The sequence below is a fragment of the Segatella copri genome (assembly GCF_019249765.2).
GTDB lineage: Bacteria > Bacteroidota > Bacteroidia > Bacteroidales > Bacteroidaceae > Prevotella > Prevotella copri_K.
Genome location: NZ_CP152484.1, coordinates 897,794 through 919,475 on the forward strand (window position 1 = coordinate 897,794; position 21,682 = coordinate 919,475).

The following is a 21,682-nucleotide window of genomic DNA, read 5'->3' on the forward strand; positions in this document are numbered from 1 at the left end:
ATTAAAAATGTTATCCCGAAAGTGGTCCCTCCACCTCGAAAACGTATAAATATACCTTTTATTTTGCAAATATATGAATAAATATGCAATTATCAAAGAAAAATTGTATATTTTTGCAGTATTAAATGTATATTTATGCAGAAAGATGTGTTTTCAGGATTAAAATTGGATAACGGAGAGCCTATTTACACTCAAGAGTATATCCAATCATTAAGAGACGCCGACAAGAAGCATCCCGACAAGCTGAAGATTATAGCTCAGCGTGGCGGTCAGGAACGCATGCTGTCTATAGACGCTGATATTAAGATAGTTGGCGGTTCGCGAGGCGGCTCAAAATCGTTCTCTTCCCTAATGGAAGTTCTGAAGGATATTAAAAATCCAGATTTTCATGCAACAATTCTTCGTAACGAAAAAGACGACTTACAGTCCTTAGTGACAGACTCTTATAAATTGTTCTCCCAATTTGGAACTTACAATAAGTCACAAAATGATATGACCTGGAACTTCGATAACGGAGGATGGCTCAAATTCTCGTACTATGCTGGAGCCTATCAGGACTTCAAGACACGATTCCAGGGTCGCCAGTATGCCTATGTCTGCATCGATGAGGGTACTCAGTGTCCATACAAGAAGTTCAAGTACCTCTTGACCAACAACCGAAACGCAGCTCACATACGAAACCGATTCTGGATTACCTGTAACCCGGACCCGGAATCTTGGGTGAGAAAGTTCATCGACTGGTGGGTTGACGAGAATGGATACATTATACCGGAGCGAGATGGAGTTATTCGCTACTGCTTCATGGATGGTGATACGCCGGACTCTATCTACTGGGGTAACACAAGAGAAGAGGTATACGAACAGTGCAAGGGCATCATCGATAGCCTCTGGAAGGACAGCTACGAGGAACTTGGATACACAAAGCTCGAAATGTTCATCAAGTCGGCAACATTTATCCGTGCAGATGTATCTGAGAACATCAAGCTTATCTCTACTGATGCGTCATATATCGCCAACCTTGCCCAACAGGATGAGGAACAGCGTATGCGAGACCTGGAAGCTAACTGGAACTGGAAAGCTGCCGGAGATGACATGATCAAGATGGAAGACCTTGATGAAATCTACGACAATGCGGAACAAATCGGAGACGGAAAACGTAGAGCCTCTGCCGATATCGCATTCACCGGCGGCGATAACTTCGTGATGTGGCTCTGGGAAGGATGGCATTGTAAAGACTTGGTTGTTCTGAGGCTGGACCCTAAGACACTCGTTTCTGTAGTTGAGGCCAAGCTGAGAGAGTGGGGTGTCGAGGAATGTAACTTCACTTACGATATGCAGGGTATCGGTCAGTACTTTAAGGGATTCTTCAAGGATGCCGTCCCATTCAACAACCAGGCAGCACCTATCGCTAGGAATCATCAGGAAGAAGAAGGAATCAAATACCTATATAAGGATTTGAAGTCTCAGTGCGCATGGTTATTCTATAAGATGATAAAGGAGAAGCAGATTTCCATTGACTCGGCCCTGCTTGAAAGAAAGTATTCAGGAAACGGATTTGACAAGGTTCCTCTCAGACAGATTCTTCAGAAGGAGCGTAAGATGCTCAGACGTGACGAGAATAGCGATGATAGGGGATTCAAGCTATTACCTAAGAAGATTGCCAAGAAATATGTCGGGCACTCGCCTGACTTCTTTGAATCTTGGTTCTATGTAATGATATTCAGTTTAACAAAAAAGAAAAATAAAAAGGTAAAAGGATTATGGATGCTATCAAGGTAACAAATTTCAGAAAGATTCTGGTAAAGAAGCCTTTCTTTGAACTCACGCCAAAGGGGTACATGACCCACGATGGCTATTGCAGGAACGAGGTGTCCGATAATGAAGACCCTCAGATGCCGCAAGATACATTGTACAGAGTGATTAAGACTCAGAAGGACTTCCTTCGTGAGTTCTATCCTACGTCCCACAAAATCTTCGACAAGGATCTCTACCCTGACATCTGGAGAAAGAACCCGGAAGACGGGAAATGGTATGTCCAGGAGATTCAAAGAACGGCATTTGCTTTCCAGCAAGTTATTCATACGAAGCATGTTCTCCACATGACAGGTAACGATATTCAGTTTGAACTTGCCGGTGATCCTGAGATGAAGAAACAGGAAGAGTATATAAATCTCCTTGCCAAGTTCAAGAAGGGATGGTATATGCACGATATGGAGATTCGTCACTATGAGGCTGTAAGTTCGTACATGAAGGTTGCTGAAGCTGCTGTAGTCGGATTCTTCGATAAAAACAAGAAATTCGGTACTCGCACATTGGCTTTCGATAGAGGAGACACATTGTATCCTCAGTTCGACCCTCTTACTGGTGAACTCGTTGTGTTTGCTCGCAAGTATTACGACTTCGACGAGGAAGGTAATGAAAAGATTGAATGGGTAGAGGTGTGGGATGACAAGACATTCTACCGCTTCAAGAAGCAAGTTAACGAAGGCAAGGTTAAGGAGACTATCAAGAGAATTGCCAAGATATTCGGAATAGACGACTACACTTGCGTTGAAGAGAAAGCTCACGGCTTCCCATTTATCCCTGTTGCATACGTAAGGAACGATGACGGCCCATGCTGGTCTGTTGTACAGAAGAACATCGAGGACTACGAGGAAGCTTTCTCTTATCTCTGCGAGAACAACAAGGCTTACGCCTTCCCTATAATGAAGTTGAAGGGCGATGGTGACGACATTACCGTTGTTGGTGACACGAATGGTTCTGCAAAGATGATTCAGATTACCGATACGAATGGTGATGCTGACTTCATTAACGGAACAGACGCTTCCGATGCATTTGCGACACAGCTCAACAAGTCGTATGACCTCATCTATGAGCTTTCGTTCACAGTAAAGCCACCGGAGCTGAAGTCGGGTGACCTTCCGGGCGTTGCCATCAAGCTGCTCTATTCTCCTGCCATCGAGGTTGCAGAGAACGATGCTAAGAAGATGCATCCGTTCCTGGATCAACTTGTTCGTATCTCAAAGTATGGTATCGGAGTTGAAGAAAACTGCATGGCCACTATGACCGGTCTTCCTATTCACGCTTGGGTGGAAATCTATGTGCATCAGAATAAATCTGAAATAATTACAAACTTAGCTACAGCTGTTCAGAACAACTTCCTCTCAAAGCAGACTGCATCTGAGCGTTGCCCAGACTTCCCGGTTAACGATGAATACGACCGTATCATGCGGGAGAAGAAGGAGGAAGACCAGCAGGACCTCCTCATGGATATGCAACGTGCGGATAACGAAACTCAAAATGCAATTGAGGAGCAGAAAGCAGAAGCTCAGATTAACGGAGGAAGCGGAGGCAACGTTCGTACCGGTAATGGCAGGAAGGCAGGAAGACCTAGTGAGGGCAAAGATACCGACAAATGGGGCAACCAGCCAAACGAAAACAACTGGAAAACGTTTAACCAAACTCATTAATAGCCTATGGATGAGTTAAAACGTTCTGTCGATTACAGCAGAAAGCGCTTGCAGGCAATCCGAAACTGCGAGGACCATGTTGCAGATATTCTCTGGAAATCAACACAGAAGATAGTTACCGCAAGCAAGCGATACAGAGGTGCGGGCAGGCTCACAAACGAGTCAGCCCTGCTCTCTTACGCCAAGAATGTTACTGCTGAAGCAGAGGAGAGTATCAACAGTTACATCTCTGCTTACTCCAAGGTTTCATGCAAGATTCTCGGGATTGACAGCGAGAACATAGAATCATTTCTCGTTAGCGACATCTACGGAAAGACGACATCTGAAAGAAACGCCGTATATCTCGGAAACTTTGCGGAAGATATTGTAAGGATGATCAAGGCAGGAACCTTGATGGGATATTCTGACCAGCAGCTCCTGTCTTCCATCCGAACCGGCTACAAGGACCCATACCACACATCAGTCATCACCAAGGCGAAGAGAAAGGACATCAACATCGATGTTCCTTCTTACGGAAAGGGCTACTACAAGAACGCCTATCAGAATATCGTAAGAAACGCTTCACAGGTGATAGCTTTGGCGTGGGGACAGGCAGAGCAGGAGTATGGGCAGGAGAGTGGAGCTGTTGGATACTTCGTTCACAGAGGTAGTAGCTACAACTGCCCGGTGTGTGATGACCTATGTGGGTATATGCATCCATTAAATACGATGGTTATCCCGGCGCATGTTTCGTGCAAATGTAGAGTTGAGTTCGCTTTTCGGAGAAAATAATAAAAATGCTGTATAAATATGTAGTTAATTGCATAAATATGCAGTATTTTTCGTATATTTGCATTGGGATAGGTTGGAGTAGCTACCAACTGATAAGGCTAACTCAGTGGGCCTTCCCATTCTTTTAATCACTGAGGTAACTTTTAAATTCACTGAGGATGGATAACAGTATTGAAATTTGGAAAGACATTGAAGGATACGAAGGTATGTATCAGGTTAGCAACATGGGAAGAGTTCGCTCTTTAGACAGAGTGAAGCCGAACTCTGGAGGACAAATCGCAAAAGGACACATTCTGCCACATAGCGACAATGGGCATGGATATCAATTTGTCTCACTTTGGAAATTCAATAAAGGAAGACGATTTTATGTCCATCGACTTGTTGCATCTGCATTCGTCCCAAATCCAAAAAACTTTCCGATTATTAATCACAAGGATGAAGATAAGTCTAATAACAGGTACGATAACTTAGAGTGGTGTACACAGAAGTATAATATTAATTACGGTAATCACATGAAGCGCCTAAAAGAGTCATATATTGCAAATGGAAACAATAGGCCTATTGACGTTTATGATATGAAAGGTACATTCCTAAAGACTTTCGATTGTAGCAACGAGGCTTGCATAGAGCTAAACGTTAACAGGAGGGCTTTGTATAGCGTTTGCCAGGGTGTCGTAAAGAGTAGCAAAGGATACAGATTCGCGTTCCACGGCGAAGAATTAAAACCGTACGAGCAAAAGAACAAGAACCGTCATGTATCCGTGTTTCAATATGACAGCGAAGGCTATCTTTCAGCATGTTATGATAGTATGAGAGACGCAGAAAGAGAGAACAACCTCCATCGCGGTTTTCTGCGTATGAACAATATTAGGCACAATGGGAACATTGTAAAGGATGGCTATAGATATATCATTGTATAAGTTTTCACGCATAAAAAGAAATGACTAAAGTTTCGCAAGTGAAAATTCACAAGCGTGATTTAACGTAATTTTGGAATAAAAAAGGCTCTGAAGTTTGTATAACTCACAGAAAATGAGTATCTTTATAATCGCTAAACAATAAAGATAAAACTTCAAAGCCGTGAGCAAAGATACAAAAATTATTTCAGATCTGCGAAGCTTTTTCGCAAAAAATGACGATAATCGTGCAATTAAGTGCATTATGGGTGTGATGGAACATATAAATATACGCTCCAGCCAGATTGGAGTAGAGAAGAAAGAGAACTGCAAGTTCACCACTTTGCAGGTACTCAACCTCCTCATGCTCTTCCCGTTCTTCGTAGTCAAGAATGCGAGTCGATACTCCAACTCGTCCTTGAGTAAATTGTTCAATTGTGATAAAGACATGTTCTATCGTTTTATGAATGATGGCAATGTCAAGTGGCGCAAGTTACTATATGCAATGAATCTTCAGCTGATAAAGAAGATATCAAGCAGCACAACTGTTCATCATGACAAGCCGGTTTGTTTGATTATTGATGATACTGATGCACCTAAGACTGGTATGACGACCGAACTCATAGGAAGAATCTGGTCTCATGTTCATCAAAAGAGCATCCTTGGTTATAAGTGTCTGACCATGATGTTGTCCGATGGCGTTAGCCAGCTCTTTCTCGATTTCTCTCTTCATGGTGAGGAGGGAAAGGACAAGCAAAAGGTTCAGGGACTTACTGCTAAGCAACGCAAAGCTCGCTATACCGAGGACCACGAAGGGCAAGCGGTAAAAGATCGTGTGGATGAATATCTGATGAAGAAGACAGACAAGGCCATAGATATGGTCAAGTATGCCATCAAGCGAGGTGTTCGCTTTGATTACTTGCTCGTAGATAGCTGGTTTACAAACACTAAGCTTGTGCGTTTCATTTCCAGCAGACATATCAAGTGTCACCTGTTGGGCATGATTAAACTGGGCAAAACCAACTATGCAACGAAGCATGGCAAGATGAATGCCAAGCAAATCATCAAGCACCTGCAAAAGGAGAAGGCATGCAAACACAACAAAATACTTCGCTGTACCTATTGTACAATGGACGTTAAGTTGGATGGTGTGCCAGTCCGTTTGTTCTTTTGCAAGCGAGGACGCAAGGGAAACTGGAATGGGTTGTTGACCACAGACCTTTCTCTTAGCTTCCTTGAAGCGTATCGTATTTATGCCAGACGATGGGCTACCGAAGTTGCATACAAGGATTGCAAGACCTTGCTGAACTTTGGTAAATGCCAGTCTGTACATTTTGCCGCTCAAATTGCTAGCTTCACTTTGACAATGATGCAGTATAACATCTTGTGTACAGTGAAGAGATTTGAAGCGTATGAAACCATCGGTGGTCTCTTTACAGAGGTTACCAATGACACTCTCGAGTTGTCCGTAACGGACAAGATATGGGCTATCATTTTGGACTTCGTTCTGGAAGCAGCAGAGCGTTACTCTATAGATGCTACAGAGTTGCTGGCAGATTTCATCGAAAGTAATCCTGTTGCCCATACGCTGCGTAATATGTATATTTATAAACAAGCAAGTTGATATTTATTCACTTGCGAAACTTCAGGAAATGATATGATAAATTCTGAATTAAATTTTACTTTAGAAGAAATCCTTCCGAAGTTCCCTAAAGAATTCCAGGAGAAGATAAAGCACTCTGTTGAGCTGCTGAGAAAGGCAGAGAAGCTTGCACAGGCATACTCACCTAACGAAGGCTTCTATCTATCGTTCAGCTCAGGCAAGGATAGTCAGTGTCTTTATCACATTGCCAAGATTGCAGGCGTGAAGTTCAAGGCTCACATGGGGCTTACGTCCGTCGATCCACCAGAAGTAATCAAGTTCTGTCGCAAGCACTATCCAGACGTAGATATGATAAAGCCGAAAATCAGCATCTATAACCAGGCCCGTAAGGAAGGCATGCTTCCGACAAGACTGATACGATGGTGCTGTCGAGTCTATAAAGAAGGTATTGGCGCAGGTAACGTGGTTCTCATAGGCATCCGCCACGCAGAAAGTAGACAGCGTTCGGGTAGGAGTGAGGTTGAGATTACCAACCATAAGTACTGCGGCTCCCTTGAAGGTCTTGACGAGTTCCGTGATAAAAGGAACAGTCAGAAGCGTGGCCGTCCAACCCGGTGGGGCATCCACGAGATTAACATCACCAATGCCAGTGATGAGCGTACCATTGGCTGCATCAGAGGCTACGAATCGCTCTTAATCTCTCCAATCATAGAGTGGACAGATGATGATGTATGGCTATTCTTGAACACACTCGGTATTAAGCATTGCAAGCTGTACGACGAGGGCTACTATAGGATTGGCTGCCTGTGCTGCCCTATGCACAACTATAAGCAGAAACTCGCCGACTGCAAACGCTATCCGCATATCTATAATAGTTGGATTAAGGCCATCAAGGATATCCAGGCTAGCGGAAGGATGATAGACGAAGGATTGTCGCCGGAAGAGGTGTTCGACTATTGGATATACGGCAAGTCTATCAATGTATGGAGAGAACACCGCAGGCAGCAAACGTTGAACTTTTAAATATCAAGATTATGATTGAAGAAACAAAAGGATACACGTTATCCGTCGATACGTACAAGAAGGCGAAGGCTCTCAAGATGAAAGACCCTCGCTATTACATCTATGCAAGCCTCCGTGGCTCAGGTATGCCAATGAGGGATTGTTGGGCAATCGCCTTTCAGGGAGAAGGATTCAACTGGGAGAAGTCTTTCCTTGAAGGAGAGATGAACAAGCTCGAAGCCCAGGAGTCCGTCCAGAAGAGAATCGCAGAGGTACATGGCAAGAAGATTGAAAACGAGCATAGCGAAGATTTAACCCCGGAACAGCTCGCAAAGGCTACATCAAAGGAACAGATTCTCAAAGACCTCGTTATCGCCCGCTCAAAAATTAAGAATACATCTTCCAAAGAATGGGCTGACTACACAAAGATGATTGGAGACTTTGCCAAAATTAAGCAGGATGAGCTTCAGACGGAAGATACGACTTGCCATTTTTACCTCCCAATAAATTATCCAACCGGCAAGAATGACTGCTTGTTATTCAAAAATGGACTCTGTAAGGTAGGGTGTTCAAAATCCGTTTAAAATCCGACGCATTTATTCCCTAAGGTATTGATGCGTTTCACGGTCAAATTAGGAGAGAGGTTTGTACTAGTCCATTCTTTGATGTGACGATGTCTTCCTTTCTCCAAACGTTCTTTAAATTCGAAACCAACTCGCCTATTTTTGTCAGCCAAGGCTATGCGCAGAGGTATTATAAGAATCATTGGGGTAACACCAGTAAGTTTGTCGTTAGACATTCTAGCCTTAGTCACTCCAAATGTTGATTCTATTGGGTCAGAACTTGCATTGTGTACATCTCCTTCATTTAAGAGAGAGAGCTCACGTTCTAAATATCCCAAGATATAAGAGCCAACTTTTCGCTGTCGCTCATGCTTCAACATCAAGCTTTCTGTCACGAGTTTTTTGCAACGGGCAATAGAGACTTGAGACCACCCGTTGTTTTTTATGTCTTTTTCAATCTTCGTTATACAGTCCATCGTTTCGGCCAATTCATCAACCAGAGAAGCATTCTGCGGAATAAAGGCATATATGCTCTTTATATCCTCTTGCAATGTATGATATACATACTGCATCCTGCTTATCCAGTCAATCCATTTTGACATGTTCATAAAACGTGCAATACTTCGTTGCGATGGAGGTTGTATATAAGCAACATCTTGCATGTTATATTTAAGACGTGCCATCTGAACATTACTTGAAAGCTCCTGAAAATCAAGATCATTCTTGTAAACTCTTTCAAGAAACATGCCAAGAGTATGACTAATATCATGGTGATGTTTATAGCCAGCATCTCTAATGGCCTTACATATACTGGAGCCGTTGTCGCTGATAACATATTCTGGCTCATGCCCAATTTTAGCTGCGACTTTCTCCAATACTTCCTGAATAGTTTTTCCATTCCAACTCTTAGCGATAGATATGTCTACAATGGATATGTCTTTTTCAGTAATAGCCATTCCTATATTATCTGCCGCAACAGCAAGTGTAAGCAGCATCTTCTCACTGCCAATCATCATGCTTTCATCGACAATCAAGGCATAACGCTTACCCTTGAAAAGGGTACACGATTCCTTATAGACACTAAGCCCTAACTCTTGTGCCCAATAGCCAATTGTCGTATAAGCTGGTACTTTACCGAAAATATTGTCCATAAACTCATTCAGGATATTGAATATTTCAACAATCTGACGTGAACCTATAGACAGACGAGCATAAAAAGCCGTACTCAAAGCAACCATTAAGGATGAATAATGATGTCGTCTAATAGACTCATCATTTGTTCGTAAGTCTCCTTGTCCAATCCTACGTTCGGCTTTTCTTTTTTTTTAAGTTCAGAACGATACTTATTGGACTTATTCTGAGAGGTAGACAATCTTCTCTCAAGATTACGTTTGTCCCTTTTTAGAGACTTATTTTCCTTCTTTAGTTTTTCGGCATACTTTTGAAGCTCTTTTGGCTCCATATCTTTGACTGATTTTTTCATATCTTATGTATTTGTTTTTATTTGCAAAGATACTAAAAATCAGCGAGTTATACAAATTTTTAAAGAACTATTTTGTATATTAAAGTGTTAAATATCAGTAACTTAAATACACCTATATAACACCATTTTTTTATACCAGATTTTGATTCGGATTTTGAACAGCCTATCTGTAAGGGTGGCAAATAGTTAAATTCGTGTTAAAGTAACTTTGTTTTACTAGAATTTCAGCAAAACCAAGTACCTTTGCAGGCGAATAAATGTTCACAGATTCTTTCTGCGAATCATAATTCAATTTTTTTTTGGTTAGATGGGTGGTGTCTTCACAGATACCACCCATCATTTTTATATATATAAAGTAGAAGAAAAATATAAATTCAATCAGGGATACTTCTCTCCAGTGATGAGCTCAAGCGCAATTCGCACCTGATCTTCAAGCATATCGTTATTAAACGTAGGAAGAACACCGTATGATGGCAGTTTCTTCGTCTCTGCGGCCTCCAAAATGAACTGGAGTGCCTGTACTAGGGAAGTATGGTCTTGAACGACCTCAAGCAATTTATCGCTCATCCTTGCCTCCTTCCTTCTTAATCTGTTCTGCCATCTCAAGAATAGTCTCGGCGTGCTTGTCTCGGTCGATGACCTCCTGAACTGCCTCATCGCTTTCTTTGCGAAGCTGCTCTTCAGTCTTCCCCTCGTCGGCAGCAGCGTTTCTTCTTGCAGCCTCACGAGCAAGGTATTCGTCACGAAGCTTCAACTTACCTGCCGTGTATTCTGCATCGCCAGGCAACGATGTATCCGCATACATAAGCTGGGCAAATGCCTCGATGATGTTTCCATCATCCTTGGAGAACTCATAATGGTCTCCTACAGCCACAGGAACACATTCATCGAGTGCAGCATACATGGATGTGCCGATAGAGTACTCGATTCCCCATGTGCCGGCAATGTTCGCAATCTTGATGAAAGGCAGCGAGCCTCTCTGTAAATGCTTCTTGATCTCAGCAGGGATATCCTCTCTGAGTGAAGCAACTTCTTTCTTAGACAAGCTCTTACTGAACTTCAGAACGGTGAAGTGTCTTGTCTTGATAGTCTTTCCAAATGGTAATGCCATGATAACAATATTTTAAAGTTCAACTTTTATTCCCTTATACTCGAAATCTGTGCAAGAAGGATTCTCCTCAGAAGTAAACCTAATCTCATTAGGGTGGTTACAAGCTCCATTCTTGAAGAAGAAGCAATCCTTGCAAGTGTAATCAGTCTGTTCCATGTTCCTTACGTTTTTGATATTCCATCAATGTCAAGATACAATAGTTAGCGCAGTCAAGAAGAGCATCTTCCAATGGTTCATTAGCAACTTGCGCCTCATTGTCCTTCAGCGTCTTGATGCGATTTACCTTCTCTCGTATCTTTCCGTAGCCGTAGTTGATACCAAGCTCATCATACATTTCGGAAAAAGCATTCCCATAATCGTGATTCTTGCGCTTGTAGGTATCGCTCATCTTGTCGGTGATATCCTTGAAGCGGTCAGCATCGGTTCTTTCGTTTTGTTTCCCCTTAAGCGGCAACTTGCTCCAATCAAGATTATCGCCGATGATACAATCCTTCCATTCATCCATCAGCTTTTCTGCATATTCGGGATATAAACCATTCTTCTGCAAAATATCTAAATCTACGCGTACATTAGTAATGTCGCGAACGCCACAATAAACACAGTCATTTTTAACAGACTTTACACAAAAAACATCTGTAGGTTCAATTAGTGACATACAGCATCCTTTCTTTGTATTGACATAATAGAGAAATCCACCTCTGGTGCGTTCTATACTCTCGCATGGAAGTAAAAACTTCAATCCAACCTTAATATCTTCTTTCTTAATCATAAGCTATTTCTTTTTACTATTCAAATAAAATGCTCTAAGAGCCATAACCTCTGATGGGTTGTGATAAAGGATAATACAGAAATCACCATGGTCTTCTGTGTGAACCTTTCGTAAACCACATTCCTTGATAAATCCATCCTCACCAATATAAGGATCAAGGATCTCGCGAACAGCACTAGTATGGCTTGGTTGAACAACAATAACGCCACCAGTTTCCCGAAGTTCCTCTAGCTTCTCCCACTGAGCTTCGATATTTTCGTCTCCGTAGAATAAATCATAGCCATAAGGCTCTGTGATTTCTCTATCAATGCCCATTCCCAAAGGAAGTTCAATTACTATAATCGGCTTCATAAGCTATTCCTCCTCATCTTTTAGTTCAACGAAATCGCCAATACCCAAACGAGCATTGTTGATGCAAGACGCAATCCAACCCATCAGGTAGGCAGAAGGCTCGCCGCCGTGTTCTAAGTCAGTATATTCCTCGATGGCATCGCCGCCGTGAGAAGCTTCATGGCAGCAATAGTTCATCGACATAACCTTCTGACACGGAAACGATACAAGAACGCCTCGCCTTCTGTCGCTCTTTCTGACAGCATCGGAATACGTAACGCCGCCGTAATCAATATCGGGAGCCTTGCATTTGTCAAAACAGGAATCTATCAGCTCTTTCAAGTCTTTTCCGATGTGTGCCCAAAGTTTCAAAGGGTAGATTCCGTTTTCGTATTCGTAATATCCTTTCTTCTTCATATTCTCAACTATTTCTGTTTTGATACAATCTCGATAGCAGACAATAATGTCTTCTCGCTGATACCTTTTCCACTACCAACACCATCTTTCTCTAGCTTCTCAATGGAACTCTTTATAGAGCATACTGCATCATTTATGCTATCTGCACTACTCATCGTATTTTCGATAGCTGATTGCAGCTCATCGAAACGCTTGTCTATATAATCCTTCAACCTTTCTTCGTACTCTATAACGTTTATAGAGTTTGCGATTTTTGCATGCGTCCAGTTTTCTTCTACACATGCATAATAATCGCCTTTTGTATCATCATGAATCTTGGAAGACACAACTCTTAGACACACGAAATCGTCTCCATCCATTACAGCATACACACCCTCTCCTGATGGGTATAGTTCGGCTTTCGCCTTATTATCCCTACTTTCTCCTTGTATGTATGCGACCTTTCCTAAAACGTTAACTCTAATTTCCATATCTCAACTATTTATTATGTAACCTACCAATATGCCACTTTGAGCAAACCTTGCATAAGTAAGGATGCCAGCCGAGTGCCTTCAACCTCGGAATCTGATTCAGAAACTCCCAAGCATCATCCTCTGTCTCGTATGCGACCTTCGCCTTCCATGAATGAACCTTTCTTGTCCAATGCTCCGGGTCCGGCTTGAACGGCGGCACTTTATTAGGATTGTGATGTCTTCTCATAGGCACTTGAATGAAACACTGTTCAACGTCCTGTTCACAGCAATCTCCCTCTCGTTACACATGATCCTCATGCACTCCAGGGCATCATCGCGGACAGCAATCATAATCTCCTGCATCGAAGCGGTGGCCGGAACAATATTCCCATCAGCCTTCTTCTTCGTGATACGGGATATAATCTCCTTGATATATTCCTTGTCTATCATAGAAATCTGTTTTATAACCGTTAATCATCAGGCTGAATGAAGCTCTCAGGCTGCTTGATGTCCTCCTCACCACGCAATTTATTCTTCACGTCATTGATGAGAAGCTCCTGCTTCAGATCAATCATCTGTGCGCCGTAAACCAGATACGTCATTCCGCCCTGTGACCTCTTCTTGAAGAAGCCGTACTTGTCGCTCATGTCACGCCCGAACTTCTGAATCGTAGGGATATCCTTCTCCTCGACATCGTTGGCCTTGCAGAACTCGACGAATCTCTCATACATCTCCTTGGCAAGCATGCACTCCGAAATCTCGCCCCTCGCCTCTTGGCTGCATCTCATATCATACGCCCTTATCCAGGCATAGATAGGATTGCTTCCGAGAAGGGAGATGAGCAGCTGCCTCCTGCTGCCCTCCGCTGCCGGGAACCTGTACTTCCTGCTCCTCAGCTCCATCGCGCCACGGAATATCCAGTTGAACACTCCGCTCAGCTCTTCACGGATGATCTTGCTCGCCAGCTCCGGGTCCTGCCTCTCCTTTGGAATGGTGACATCGAAGCTCACGTACTGCAAGCGTCTGATGAATCCGAGCGACGCATCGTCTGGGAACGGGAGCTCGTTGAGGTTGAAGATGAGGTAGGGGATTGAGTTTCCCTCCAGGATATCCCTGCCGAGCTTTCTCATCGGGACGGGCTCACCGCTCACGAGTCTTTTGAACATGCCTGTGTTCTTCCTTCCGAACTTCTTCGGGTCAGAATCGGAAGACCAGTTGAAGATGGCGTTCCTTATTGGATACCTTCCCCTCATTCCCTCGTCGCCGTCAGCAGTGAGGTCAGCGTAGTCCATCTTGCTTATCCTGTCCTTGCCGAATATGTTGCAGGCAACGTCGAAGATGACACTCTTTCCGTTGGCTCCCGTACCTATAAGGAGAAGACAGAGCTCAATCTTCGATGATTCCTTCCCCTCGTACGGATTGTATGCAGTACCTCTCTGTATGAGACCGAGACCGAGGAACATCTGGAGGATCATCCTTGATGTCCTGTCCGGAAGGACCTCCTTGATGAAGTTCATCCACCTGTCACACTTCGCCTTCGGATTGTAGTCGTATGGGTGGTAGTATGTGACATGGTACTCGGGAGAGAACGGCATCACGTTCGGATACTTCAGACCGCTGCCGAAGTCAACAACTCCGTTGGCGAATGCAACGATGTCGAAGGTGGGTCTCAGTATGTTGTAGCACTCTATCACCTCCATGAACGACTTGTTCATCACCGTACTGATGCCGAGCATCGGAGCCATGGCCAGGTCGAGGAGCAGAAGCTGGTAAGCCTGCTCAAGGACTATCTTCGGAACAGCTTCGTATATCTTGCCGTTGAACATGTAGTAAGCACCGTTGTAGTACTTCACCGGAGCCTTCTTCGCCAGACGTCTCATTGACCTGATGAAATTGGACTTCAGCTTGTTGTACTTCTCAGAGTTTGCCTTGCCCCAGTCCTGGCAACGGAGTTCTTCGAAGCCGTACTCGTCATGCCTCGAAAGGTCAAGCAACTGAGCGTGCAATGTGTCTATAGCAATACCATTTTCCATTTATGTACAATAATAATATTAATTTTCCGTTATTGTGTAGGATAAACCCCGATAAACAAGGGCTTTCTGAAGGATAACACGTGTCAGGTCGTCCTTATAACATGTCGTCTATAAAATATCGACAATACAAAGATACAGATAATATCCTGAATATCCGGTAAAACCCTAGTAAATAAAGGGTATAAATATACATTTTAGGTATACATTAAATGAAGAATAGGTATACATTTATGGTTTGGTCTGCAAAGTAAGAGTTTATGGTATCAAATGTTAATAAATAACGGATGAATGAATATGCATAATTATCCTTTATGTCGGAAAGTAATTAAACTTTACAAAAAGGCTAAAAAGTCGGAAGAAAAAATTTTTAGATGAGGTGACTACCGCGCTGATTTATAGCTATAAAGGGGGTGTGGGGGTGTTTCTTCTGAAATTATTACATTTTGTGTCGGTTTATATAGTGTAAACCATCGTGAAACATTGTTTTTGTAATTATTTCAAATTGTCGGTTTATATTTATAAAAAAAATACGTAACTCCTTAATAATCAACACTTTATAATTTTGTTTATATTCATTTTATTGCATAATTATACATTATCAATAAAGCGTGAAACATCAAAACTTATTACAATATACTTGACCGAAAATTATTTACCATATTTATTCATGCATAAATATTCGCGTTTAACTTATTAAATATATTTTAACGAAATTGGTAAAAGGTTATTACACGAGTAGTTAAATACATTAACATAAACTGCCACTTTGTCGGGTGTAACTGCCTGTAAATCAATTAGTTAGCAATTAGTAAAGATTAATGTTTCTTAAGTTAAATATTTAACAATTACTGCCACTATAGCTTTATAAATGCTTGATTATTAGATGGTTACAAGTCTGCCATGTTGGCGAAAACGTTAAATTATTTAAATCTTAACAACTACTGACAAACGCTGTAATTATTACAAATAGCTAACTGCCTATAAATCAAGTACTTACAAAAGGTTAAATGCATAAACACTCAATTTTTTACTGGTTGTTTGGTATATGGTTTGCTATTATGTAGGTAACAAGCAATATTGCTTGTTATTCATTTAAACATTTTAGATATGAAAGATTTAGAGTTAAAAGGTGCTCTAGGTTATGAGCACACAAGCACAAAGGTAGCTAGTTATGTAGCAGAGTGCAAAGGTAGTGCAGTTTTAGCACAAAGTTTAGAAGTGCTTAATAGTTACCGCAAAAAGCTATTAAGCGAGTGCAAAGATAACGAAGTAGTAAGCGCAAAGAAAGAGCTTGAAGTAGCTAGAGAACGCTACAACAAACTAGCTACAAAGTATGTACTTTCAGATGAAAGCTATTGCAATTTGCAAACTGAGTGTGTGCGTTCTGCTGTAAGCGAGTTTTCACGTAAGCATAAACTACCTAATTTCTTTAAGTGGTTTGATGATAACGGCAAAGATACGCAAACTACTATTATAGATAGTTTGCAGCGTCTTGGCTCTAAGTTGTGCTCTTTGCATCAATCATTTACAAGTGGTGCAAAGGTAGCAAAGAAGAAGAGCGAAAGCATAACAGACCTGCAAAAACAGATAGCAGAATTGCAGGCGAAGTTAGCAGCAGCGCAAAAGTAACACAAACAAGGTAGCTAGAGAAATCTAGCTATCTAGTTTTTCCCGCTGACTATCTGACCGGTAGCCAGTGGGAAATTTTACTCCAGGTTTTTCAACTTGGAGCGGGTCGTCGTGTCCTTATTTTTCCCACACAATTGGTAAACCTTGTCGTGGTGTGTGGGCTTAACTCAGAGAGAGAATTTATTCTCCCTCAGGGGACTAATTGCCAAAATTCAAGAGAAGTATCTCAGTAAATCGAGAGTGCGAGAGGCACACCGAGATGGGAGAGAGTAACGTGTTACTCAGAGACATCCATCCGAGAGATACGCAAAAATTCCTGGCGTGAGCGTCGAATGAGATGAGACGGCACGACGGCTAGGGGATTTGTATCATCTAGCGAGATGAGAGTTTATAGAAAGAAATCATAATTCATATTCTATTCGGTGTTGTGAGCCGTTCGGGAGTGGTTACCCGAGAAATCCCAGTGTGTGCAATCACGATTGCAGCGTTCAAGGTACACACTATCCACGCTGACTGAAATCGGTTGCTTGTCATCCGTGCGAGATTTATCTCCTCAGAAATAAACAAGCTGCTGGCAGAAGCATAAAATCTGTAGGGTGTGAGCCACGTAGTTAAGACGATAAAGATAAAACGTGGTGCAAAGATGCACATCCTGGCTAACGGGGCGGGGAGAAATCTCCGCTCTACAATTATGAACCATTTAAAAATAGAATTATGAAAGAACAGATTTTGAAGAAGATAGGAAAGACGCTTGTGCGTATTAATGTAACAGACCAGAGTGCAGAGGATGCCTACGATGAACTCGTTAACAGCAGCCCTCGCTTGTTTGGTATGCTTTCCAGTATCTACAGACTGAATGATGAAGAAGAAAGATTCGCTTGGTCTGCCGGCATCGCCTAAAATCTCCCTACGCTTGTAGGGAACAATAACCAAAAATATTAGAATTATGAGTACGCTGAGAATTAAATGCCTCGATATGTGCGAGGTTGAGAGTATCATTGCAGATGCTCAGGAGATTTTGAGTCACGTAGAATTCGGGTCGCTAAAGAATGGTGTGCTTACATTATTCTGCGTGGCGTGAGCCTAAAAATCTGTAGCCAGTACGATAATTGTCGTGTGTGGCTACGGAACAATTACCAAAAAAAATATAGATATGAAAGCAAGACAGATTATTTATTCAAGTACGATAACTGTGCTTGGATTTATTCAGGCATCGCCAATATTCATTTGCTTGGCAAGTACGATAATTCTCCTGAATGTGCTTGGAATTTTTTATGGGATTCTGCTTGTGCATATTTGGAGCAGTACGAAAAAGGGCAAGTGGTATTTCCGCGAGCTGTGGCGATCCACACTCCGCTTGGAGAATTTCATCCTGCCTGGAGTGTGAGAAATTTGGCAAGTACGAAAATTGTGCTTGGAAACATTTGGCTAAATTCTGCTTGGAGAAATCTAGGCAGTACGATAATATAACCAATTAAATTACAGAATTATGAAGAAGAATATTTTCGTGGCATTGTTTGCCGTAGTGTGTGTTGCATTAGTAATGGTTTCAGTTACTCTCGTAAATTGTCTCAGAGCAAACGTGATGCTGAGAAAGACAGTTATCAGCCAGGCGAACGAGATTTTGGAACTAAACGGCAGTTACACAGCAGAGGGAGCTACAACGTTCGTAGGTCTCAGAAAGTAGCCAAAACAGAGAGGAGTTTCCGCTCCTCTCTTCTATTAACCAAATTATTAGAGAAATATGGATAGAATATTAAAGCAAGATTTGAGCAAGAATGATGTTATAGGCATCTTGCGTGGAATGGACGCACAGGAAGTTGAGGGAAATTTCTCTATACGTCGTGTCCTGATCAATACACAGGCGTGTGACGTATTCGGTGGAGAACCTGAGGGCTCTTATCCTCTCATCCCCGGTACGTACATGGCATTGTATTACAAGAGTATTGCCGGAGACCCGTATCCGTTCTTTGAGAGAATATGTGAAAACATAATAAATGACGAGAACAAGAGCCAGACTCTCCTGAATGGCGATGGCATTATTCTGATTTTCCTGCTCAACAAGTACGAGTAGCCAAAAATGTGCTCAGGCATTTTCCTGGGCATACTATGTAAAACCATTAAACAAATTGAATTATGTTCGACAGAAAATCACAGAAGAATTTTGAGCGTGCGCTTATGCATGAGATGGAGAAGATAAAAATAGCCGCACGCCAGTGGCACAACAACAATACAAGGGGTTACAGAGATTATCGCAGCAAGGAGGCTATCTCCAAGAGCTTCTCTGAGATTGCAGTATTGTGCATGAGCTAAATATGTGCGTGGCATTTGTCACGCATACTATTCACCAATATTTTAGACTATGAAGAAATTAGAGAATCCTAAATTGGAAGATAGCAGAAATTATCTGCGTAACGTAATCCTGCCTAGATTGCAGGGGATGCAGCGTGATTTATTCGGTAACGATCATTTGACAATAAATGTAAGCGTCGGTCCAAATGGGGAATACGTCACAGCGTATGCCGCTATTATGAAGTGTGGCGAAATGCAGAACAACATTTTTGTACATTTGTGCGTATACGAAAGCCGTGAGGATATAGATTCTAGGTACACGAAGTTTTTGAATTTTATCGTCTTATATCAGGCATCATAGCTTTTCCGTTGATCACACAGCCTAAATTTGAGGGAGATAAAACTCCCTCTCCTACAAACCAAAAATGTAGAATTATGAGCAAATGGGTACAATTTTACCACAAGATTAATAAGTTTGACCTTGTGAACATGAGATTTACAGATGATTTCAGTATTGTGGAAATGGTAGGCATGGATTCTATTATGCCTATCGACGGCAGATTGAGTCTGTCATCCATACGTGCTGAGATACAGAAGAAAATAGAGAGCATGAAGAAAATCGAGAGTTTCGACCCTTGTGCGTTCTCCATCCTCACCGGCAGTTCTATTCTGAATTCTTCAGAAAGTCCGGTGTACAATCTCTAGCCGAAACTGGGCAGTACGATAATGTGCTGCCTTCTATTAACCAAAACATATTAGAATTATGGAAACAGTAAGAGTAACTGACAGACACGGAATAGAGCGAGAGTGGGATATAGTCACAGAGAGATGTGTGTAGGGTGCTGCTTTCACGGATTGATGGATGGCAAGATTCATTGCTGCCCTCATAGTATTGCGTGCGGTGACAAGTAGTCAAAACAGCGGGGCACGTTTTGTGTCCTGCTTCTATTATTAACCAATCAAATTTTGAATTATGACAGACGGAGACAGAAAGTTCCTTGCAAGACTCGTAGCGAGTCACAAGGCAGTTATCAGCGAGGAGTGCAGACGCAAGAACCTCGACAAGAGCGAGTATTTCAGACGCGTAGCACGTGCAGACAAGAAAGCTCAGGAGATTGAGCAATCGTGCATGCGCCCTCGCAAGTTCTAGCCAAACATTCTGTGCAGTCTATCTGCACAGAAACCATGTTAAACCATCAAAATTAAAGAATTATGGAGAAAATGACACAGAAAGAGTTGAAAAGACTCGTTAGAGTAGGAGCTGCCAAGGATATAACACACAGTTCTAGCCGTGCAGCCATCCCAGAAGAATATAGTCAGGTAGGCTATTCTTCCGGTGTGTACGGATGCAACGGAATGCTGTTCCGTGGTCACAGCGGAAAGCTGTATGCCATTTGTGCAAGAACTACGGCTATCTGGGTTTTCGGCTAAAATTACGGGTAAGCGTATGGTGCGCTTGCTCGTTTCTATTATCAACCAAAATACAGAAATATGAATATACAGAAAGTATGGGATGCGTTTATCAAGGAAAATGATAATCCATCATTCGTAAAGATGGCATATGCCGTAGTAGAGCAGCTTGGCGGTGTTAATGAAGACACACTGCTTAATTCTCTCGATAGTTGCAGAAATGCAAATGACGGGTACACTGGATTCTGTTATCCTTATCAGACAAGCAAGTTCTGGAACGAGAACAAGAGTGCTATCATGGAGAATATGCACGAGCTTGCCGATGATTTGGGAGAAGACCTTATCACGATGATTAAGGGCTTCGGGAATTTCAAGGACGACAAATCTGTCACCTATGATGCTATTGGCAAGGCTCTGTATGCTCCTTTTAACGAGGGTGAGAGCAGATACATCTACGACACGTTTGCTAAGTATGCACTGGAAGAGGTTGCGAATCGATTCCAGGACTGGTGGTACGATCAGGACGAAAGCGATTTCGGTGATTAGCCAAACCAATCCTCACTCTTGCGGGTGGGGATTTCTATTAACCAAAGATTACAGAATTATGAGTGATTTAGAGAAAATCCTGAATGACGATTTGCTGAAGTGTGAAATCGTGAATTCAGCAGAGAACGAGGTAAGGCGTGTTGATCTCATCAAATGGATGCACGACAATACATTTTCCATTGCCATAGTACACAAGGATACAGGCAAACTTGAAGTGTCTGACATTCCAGAAACAGACGAGTTTGAAGCGCACAGATATTTCTACAGAAATTATGGCGACGCTATCTTGTTTGGCTAAAACTCCTCACATCATCGTGGGGAACCATTATGAACCATTAAACAGATGAATTATGGAAAAGAATATTTGGGAATATGTTATGAACAACAAGGGTGAGGTTATCGAAAAAGTAGCCGATTATATCGGTGTAAAAAGCTTTGCCAAGACAATCGAAGGCCTCTATCGCGAATGCCTGGAGAATTTCGATGACGCAGATGATCTAGAAGAATACATTGCCGATTTGTACGGAAAGAATATCCAGTCTCTTGCATGGGAGTTTACTCACAAGGTAAACAGAGAGATGAAGAAATATCTCCATCTTAACGACCAGCGCATGGATGGTAATTTTGCCAATCTGTACAACGATTATCCTAGACACGTTACAGGTACGTTCTGGGCGACGGACTACGATGGCGACGATTACTACGATTTGTATCCTCAGATGGTAGCCAGACTTGATGCCGCAGAGGACAGCGAACAGGCTAACGAGGATAGAGAATATCTTGAAGAGTGGTATTTCGAAGCCTTCGGTACATACAACATCAAGTACAATTTCTCGAACGAGCTTGAAGAGGTTCACTCCATGATGGAGGAAGATTATGAGGAAGCCTAACAATGTCCCCTAGCA

Annotated in this window: 31 protein-coding genes; 20 read left to right on the forward strand and 11 right to left on the reverse strand. The window is 42.3% G+C overall.

Annotated features, from left to right (window positions below; genetic code table 11):
• The first annotated feature begins 147 nt into the window (after positions 1-147).
• The 7 genes from KUA46_RS03820 (at position 148) to KUA46_RS03850 (ending at position 8,326) form a co-directional block, all read left to right on the forward strand.
• Positions 148-1,779, forward strand: a complete 1,632-nt coding sequence (locus KUA46_RS03820) for a terminase large subunit domain-containing protein (protein ID WP_334650126.1) — start codon at positions 148-150, stop codon at positions 1,777-1,779.
• Positions 1,761-3,470 (forward strand): phage portal protein, encoded by a 1,710-nt coding sequence (locus KUA46_RS03825; protein ID WP_218487669.1) that lies wholly within the window; start codon positions 1,761-1,763, stop codon positions 3,468-3,470. The genes KUA46_RS03820 and KUA46_RS03825 overlap by 19 nt, the downstream gene beginning before the upstream one ends.
• A gap of 6 nt (positions 3,471-3,476) precedes the next feature.
• Entirely contained in the window at positions 3,477-4,241 is a 765-nt protein-coding gene (locus KUA46_RS03830; protein ID WP_218487670.1) for a hypothetical protein, read from the forward strand.
• Between the two features lie 158 nt (positions 4,242-4,399).
• Entirely contained in the window at positions 4,400-5,161 is a 762-nt protein-coding gene (locus KUA46_RS03835) for an NUMOD4 domain-containing protein (RefSeq protein WP_218487671.1), read from the forward strand.
• A 160-nt stretch (positions 5,162-5,321) separates the two neighbouring features.
• Entirely contained in the window at positions 5,322-6,761 is a 1,440-nt protein-coding gene (locus KUA46_RS03840; protein WP_420377651.1) for an IS4 family transposase, read from the forward strand.
• Between the two features lie 33 nt (positions 6,762-6,794).
• Complete coding sequence (locus tag KUA46_RS03845) at positions 6,795-7,763, forward strand: phosphoadenosine phosphosulfate reductase family protein (protein ID WP_218487980.1); 969 nt, start codon at positions 6,795-6,797, stop codon at positions 7,761-7,763.
• An 11-nt stretch (positions 7,764-7,774) separates the two neighbouring features.
• Positions 7,775-8,326, forward strand: coding sequence for a hypothetical protein (locus KUA46_RS03850; protein WP_218487979.1), 552 nt, complete (start codon positions 7,775-7,777; stop codon positions 8,324-8,326).
• Here the strand turns inward: KUA46_RS03850 and KUA46_RS03855 are convergent.
• The 11 genes from KUA46_RS03855 to KUA46_RS03905 all read right to left on the reverse strand — a co-directional run bounded on the left by KUA46_RS03855 (position 8,323) and on the right by KUA46_RS03905 (position 14,900).
• Entirely contained in the window at positions 8,323-9,543 is a 1,221-nt protein-coding gene (locus tag KUA46_RS03855) for a hypothetical protein (RefSeq protein ID WP_434725800.1), read from the reverse strand. The genes KUA46_RS03850 and KUA46_RS03855 overlap by 4 nt on opposite strands.
• Entirely contained in the window at positions 9,543-9,788 is a 246-nt protein-coding gene (locus tag KUA46_RS03860; RefSeq protein WP_218487983.1) for a hypothetical protein, read from the reverse strand. The genes KUA46_RS03855 and KUA46_RS03860 overlap by 1 nt, the downstream gene beginning before the upstream one ends.
• A 556-nt stretch (positions 9,789-10,344) precedes the next feature.
• Complete coding sequence (locus KUA46_RS03865; RefSeq protein ID WP_218487797.1) at positions 10,345-10,899, reverse strand: hypothetical protein; 555 nt, start codon at positions 10,897-10,899, stop codon at positions 10,345-10,347.
• A gap of 12 nt (positions 10,900-10,911) precedes the next feature.
• Entirely contained in the window at positions 10,912-11,055 is a 144-nt protein-coding gene (locus tag KUA46_RS03870) for a hypothetical protein (RefSeq protein ID WP_218487796.1), read from the reverse strand.
• On the reverse strand, positions 11,042-11,668 hold the full coding sequence (locus KUA46_RS03875; protein ID WP_218487795.1) for a nucleotide modification associated domain-containing protein: 627 nt from the start codon (positions 11,666-11,668) through the stop codon (positions 11,042-11,044). Before KUA46_RS03875 ends, KUA46_RS03870 begins: the two co-directional genes overlap by 14 nt.
• A gap of 3 nt (positions 11,669-11,671) precedes the next feature.
• Positions 11,672-12,019, reverse strand: a complete 348-nt coding sequence (locus tag KUA46_RS03880; RefSeq protein ID WP_218487794.1) for a hypothetical protein — start codon at positions 12,017-12,019, stop codon at positions 11,672-11,674.
• Positions 12,020-12,022: 3 nt separating this feature from the next.
• A complete protein-coding gene (locus tag KUA46_RS03885) occupies positions 12,023-12,415 on the reverse strand; it encodes a hypothetical protein (protein WP_218487793.1) in 393 nt (130 codons plus the stop codon).
• Between the two features lie 8 nt (positions 12,416-12,423).
• Positions 12,424-12,885 (reverse strand): hypothetical protein, encoded by a 462-nt coding sequence (locus KUA46_RS03890; protein ID WP_218487792.1) that lies wholly within the window; start codon positions 12,883-12,885, stop codon positions 12,424-12,426.
• 7 nt (positions 12,886-12,892) lie between these two features.
• Entirely contained in the window at positions 12,893-13,114 is a 222-nt protein-coding gene (locus tag KUA46_RS03895) for a hypothetical protein (RefSeq protein WP_118078901.1), read from the reverse strand.
• Complete coding sequence (locus KUA46_RS03900) at positions 13,111-13,317, reverse strand: hypothetical protein (RefSeq protein WP_218487791.1); 207 nt, start codon at positions 13,315-13,317, stop codon at positions 13,111-13,113. The genes KUA46_RS03895 and KUA46_RS03900 overlap by 4 nt, the downstream gene beginning before the upstream one ends.
• A 20-nt stretch (positions 13,318-13,337) precedes the next feature.
• Positions 13,338-14,900 carry a DNA primase family protein gene (locus KUA46_RS03905; RefSeq protein ID WP_218487790.1) on the reverse strand — a complete coding sequence of 521 codons (1,563 nt, stop codon included), beginning with the start codon at positions 14,898-14,900 and terminating at the stop codon, positions 13,338-13,340.
• A gap of 1,107 nt (positions 14,901-16,007) precedes the next feature.
• On the opposite strand from KUA46_RS03905, the gene KUA46_RS03910 reads away from it, so the two are divergent.
• The 13 genes from KUA46_RS03910 (at position 16,008) to KUA46_RS03970 (ending at position 21,667) form a co-directional block, all read left to right on the forward strand.
• The gene (locus KUA46_RS03910) at positions 16,008-16,529 is read left to right on the forward strand and encodes a hypothetical protein (protein WP_218487789.1); all 522 of its coding nucleotides are present in this window, start codon (positions 16,008-16,010) and stop codon (positions 16,527-16,529) included.
• Positions 16,530-17,243: 714 nt separating this feature from the next.
• A complete protein-coding gene (locus KUA46_RS03915) occupies positions 17,244-17,429 on the forward strand; it encodes a hypothetical protein (RefSeq protein WP_218487788.1) in 186 nt (61 codons plus the stop codon).
• A 46-nt stretch (positions 17,430-17,475) separates the two neighbouring features.
• On the forward strand, positions 17,476-17,610 hold the full coding sequence (locus KUA46_RS03920) for a hypothetical protein (protein ID WP_256625096.1): 135 nt from the start codon (positions 17,476-17,478) through the stop codon (positions 17,608-17,610).
• Positions 17,611-18,018: 408 nt separating this feature from the next.
• Positions 18,019-18,216, forward strand: a complete 198-nt coding sequence (locus KUA46_RS03925; RefSeq protein WP_218487787.1) for a hypothetical protein — start codon at positions 18,019-18,021, stop codon at positions 18,214-18,216.
• A gap of 57 nt (positions 18,217-18,273) precedes the next feature.
• Positions 18,274-18,603, forward strand: a complete 330-nt coding sequence (locus tag KUA46_RS03930; RefSeq protein WP_218487786.1) for a hypothetical protein — start codon at positions 18,274-18,276, stop codon at positions 18,601-18,603.
• A gap of 62 nt (positions 18,604-18,665) precedes the next feature.
• A complete protein-coding gene (locus tag KUA46_RS03935) occupies positions 18,666-18,842 on the forward strand; it encodes a hypothetical protein (protein ID WP_218487785.1) in 177 nt (58 codons plus the stop codon).
• Positions 18,843-18,891: 49 nt separating this feature from the next.
• Positions 18,892-19,182: a hypothetical protein gene (locus tag KUA46_RS03940; RefSeq protein ID WP_218487784.1), complete on the forward strand. Its 291-nt coding sequence runs from the start codon at positions 18,892-18,894 to the stop codon at positions 19,180-19,182.
• Positions 19,183-19,256: 74 nt separating this feature from the next.
• Positions 19,257-19,526, forward strand: a complete 270-nt coding sequence (locus KUA46_RS03945; protein ID WP_218487783.1) for a hypothetical protein — start codon at positions 19,257-19,259, stop codon at positions 19,524-19,526.
• A gap of 268 nt (positions 19,527-19,794) precedes the next feature.
• A complete protein-coding gene (locus KUA46_RS03950) occupies positions 19,795-19,971 on the forward strand; it encodes a hypothetical protein (protein WP_182000813.1) in 177 nt (58 codons plus the stop codon).
• A 62-nt stretch (positions 19,972-20,033) separates the two neighbouring features.
• Positions 20,034-20,252, forward strand: a complete 219-nt coding sequence (locus tag KUA46_RS03955) for a hypothetical protein (protein ID WP_218487782.1) — start codon at positions 20,034-20,036, stop codon at positions 20,250-20,252.
• Positions 20,253-20,312: 60 nt separating this feature from the next.
• The gene (locus KUA46_RS03960) at positions 20,313-20,777 is read left to right on the forward strand and encodes a hypothetical protein (RefSeq protein WP_218487781.1); all 465 of its coding nucleotides are present in this window, start codon (positions 20,313-20,315) and stop codon (positions 20,775-20,777) included.
• Positions 20,778-20,835: 58 nt separating this feature from the next.
• Complete coding sequence (locus KUA46_RS03965) at positions 20,836-21,075, forward strand: hypothetical protein (RefSeq protein WP_218487780.1); 240 nt, start codon at positions 20,836-20,838, stop codon at positions 21,073-21,075.
• A 52-nt stretch (positions 21,076-21,127) separates the two neighbouring features.
• Positions 21,128-21,667, forward strand: coding sequence for a hypothetical protein (locus KUA46_RS03970; RefSeq protein WP_218487779.1), 540 nt, complete (start codon positions 21,128-21,130; stop codon positions 21,665-21,667).
• Positions 21,668-21,682: the final 15 nt, after the last annotated feature.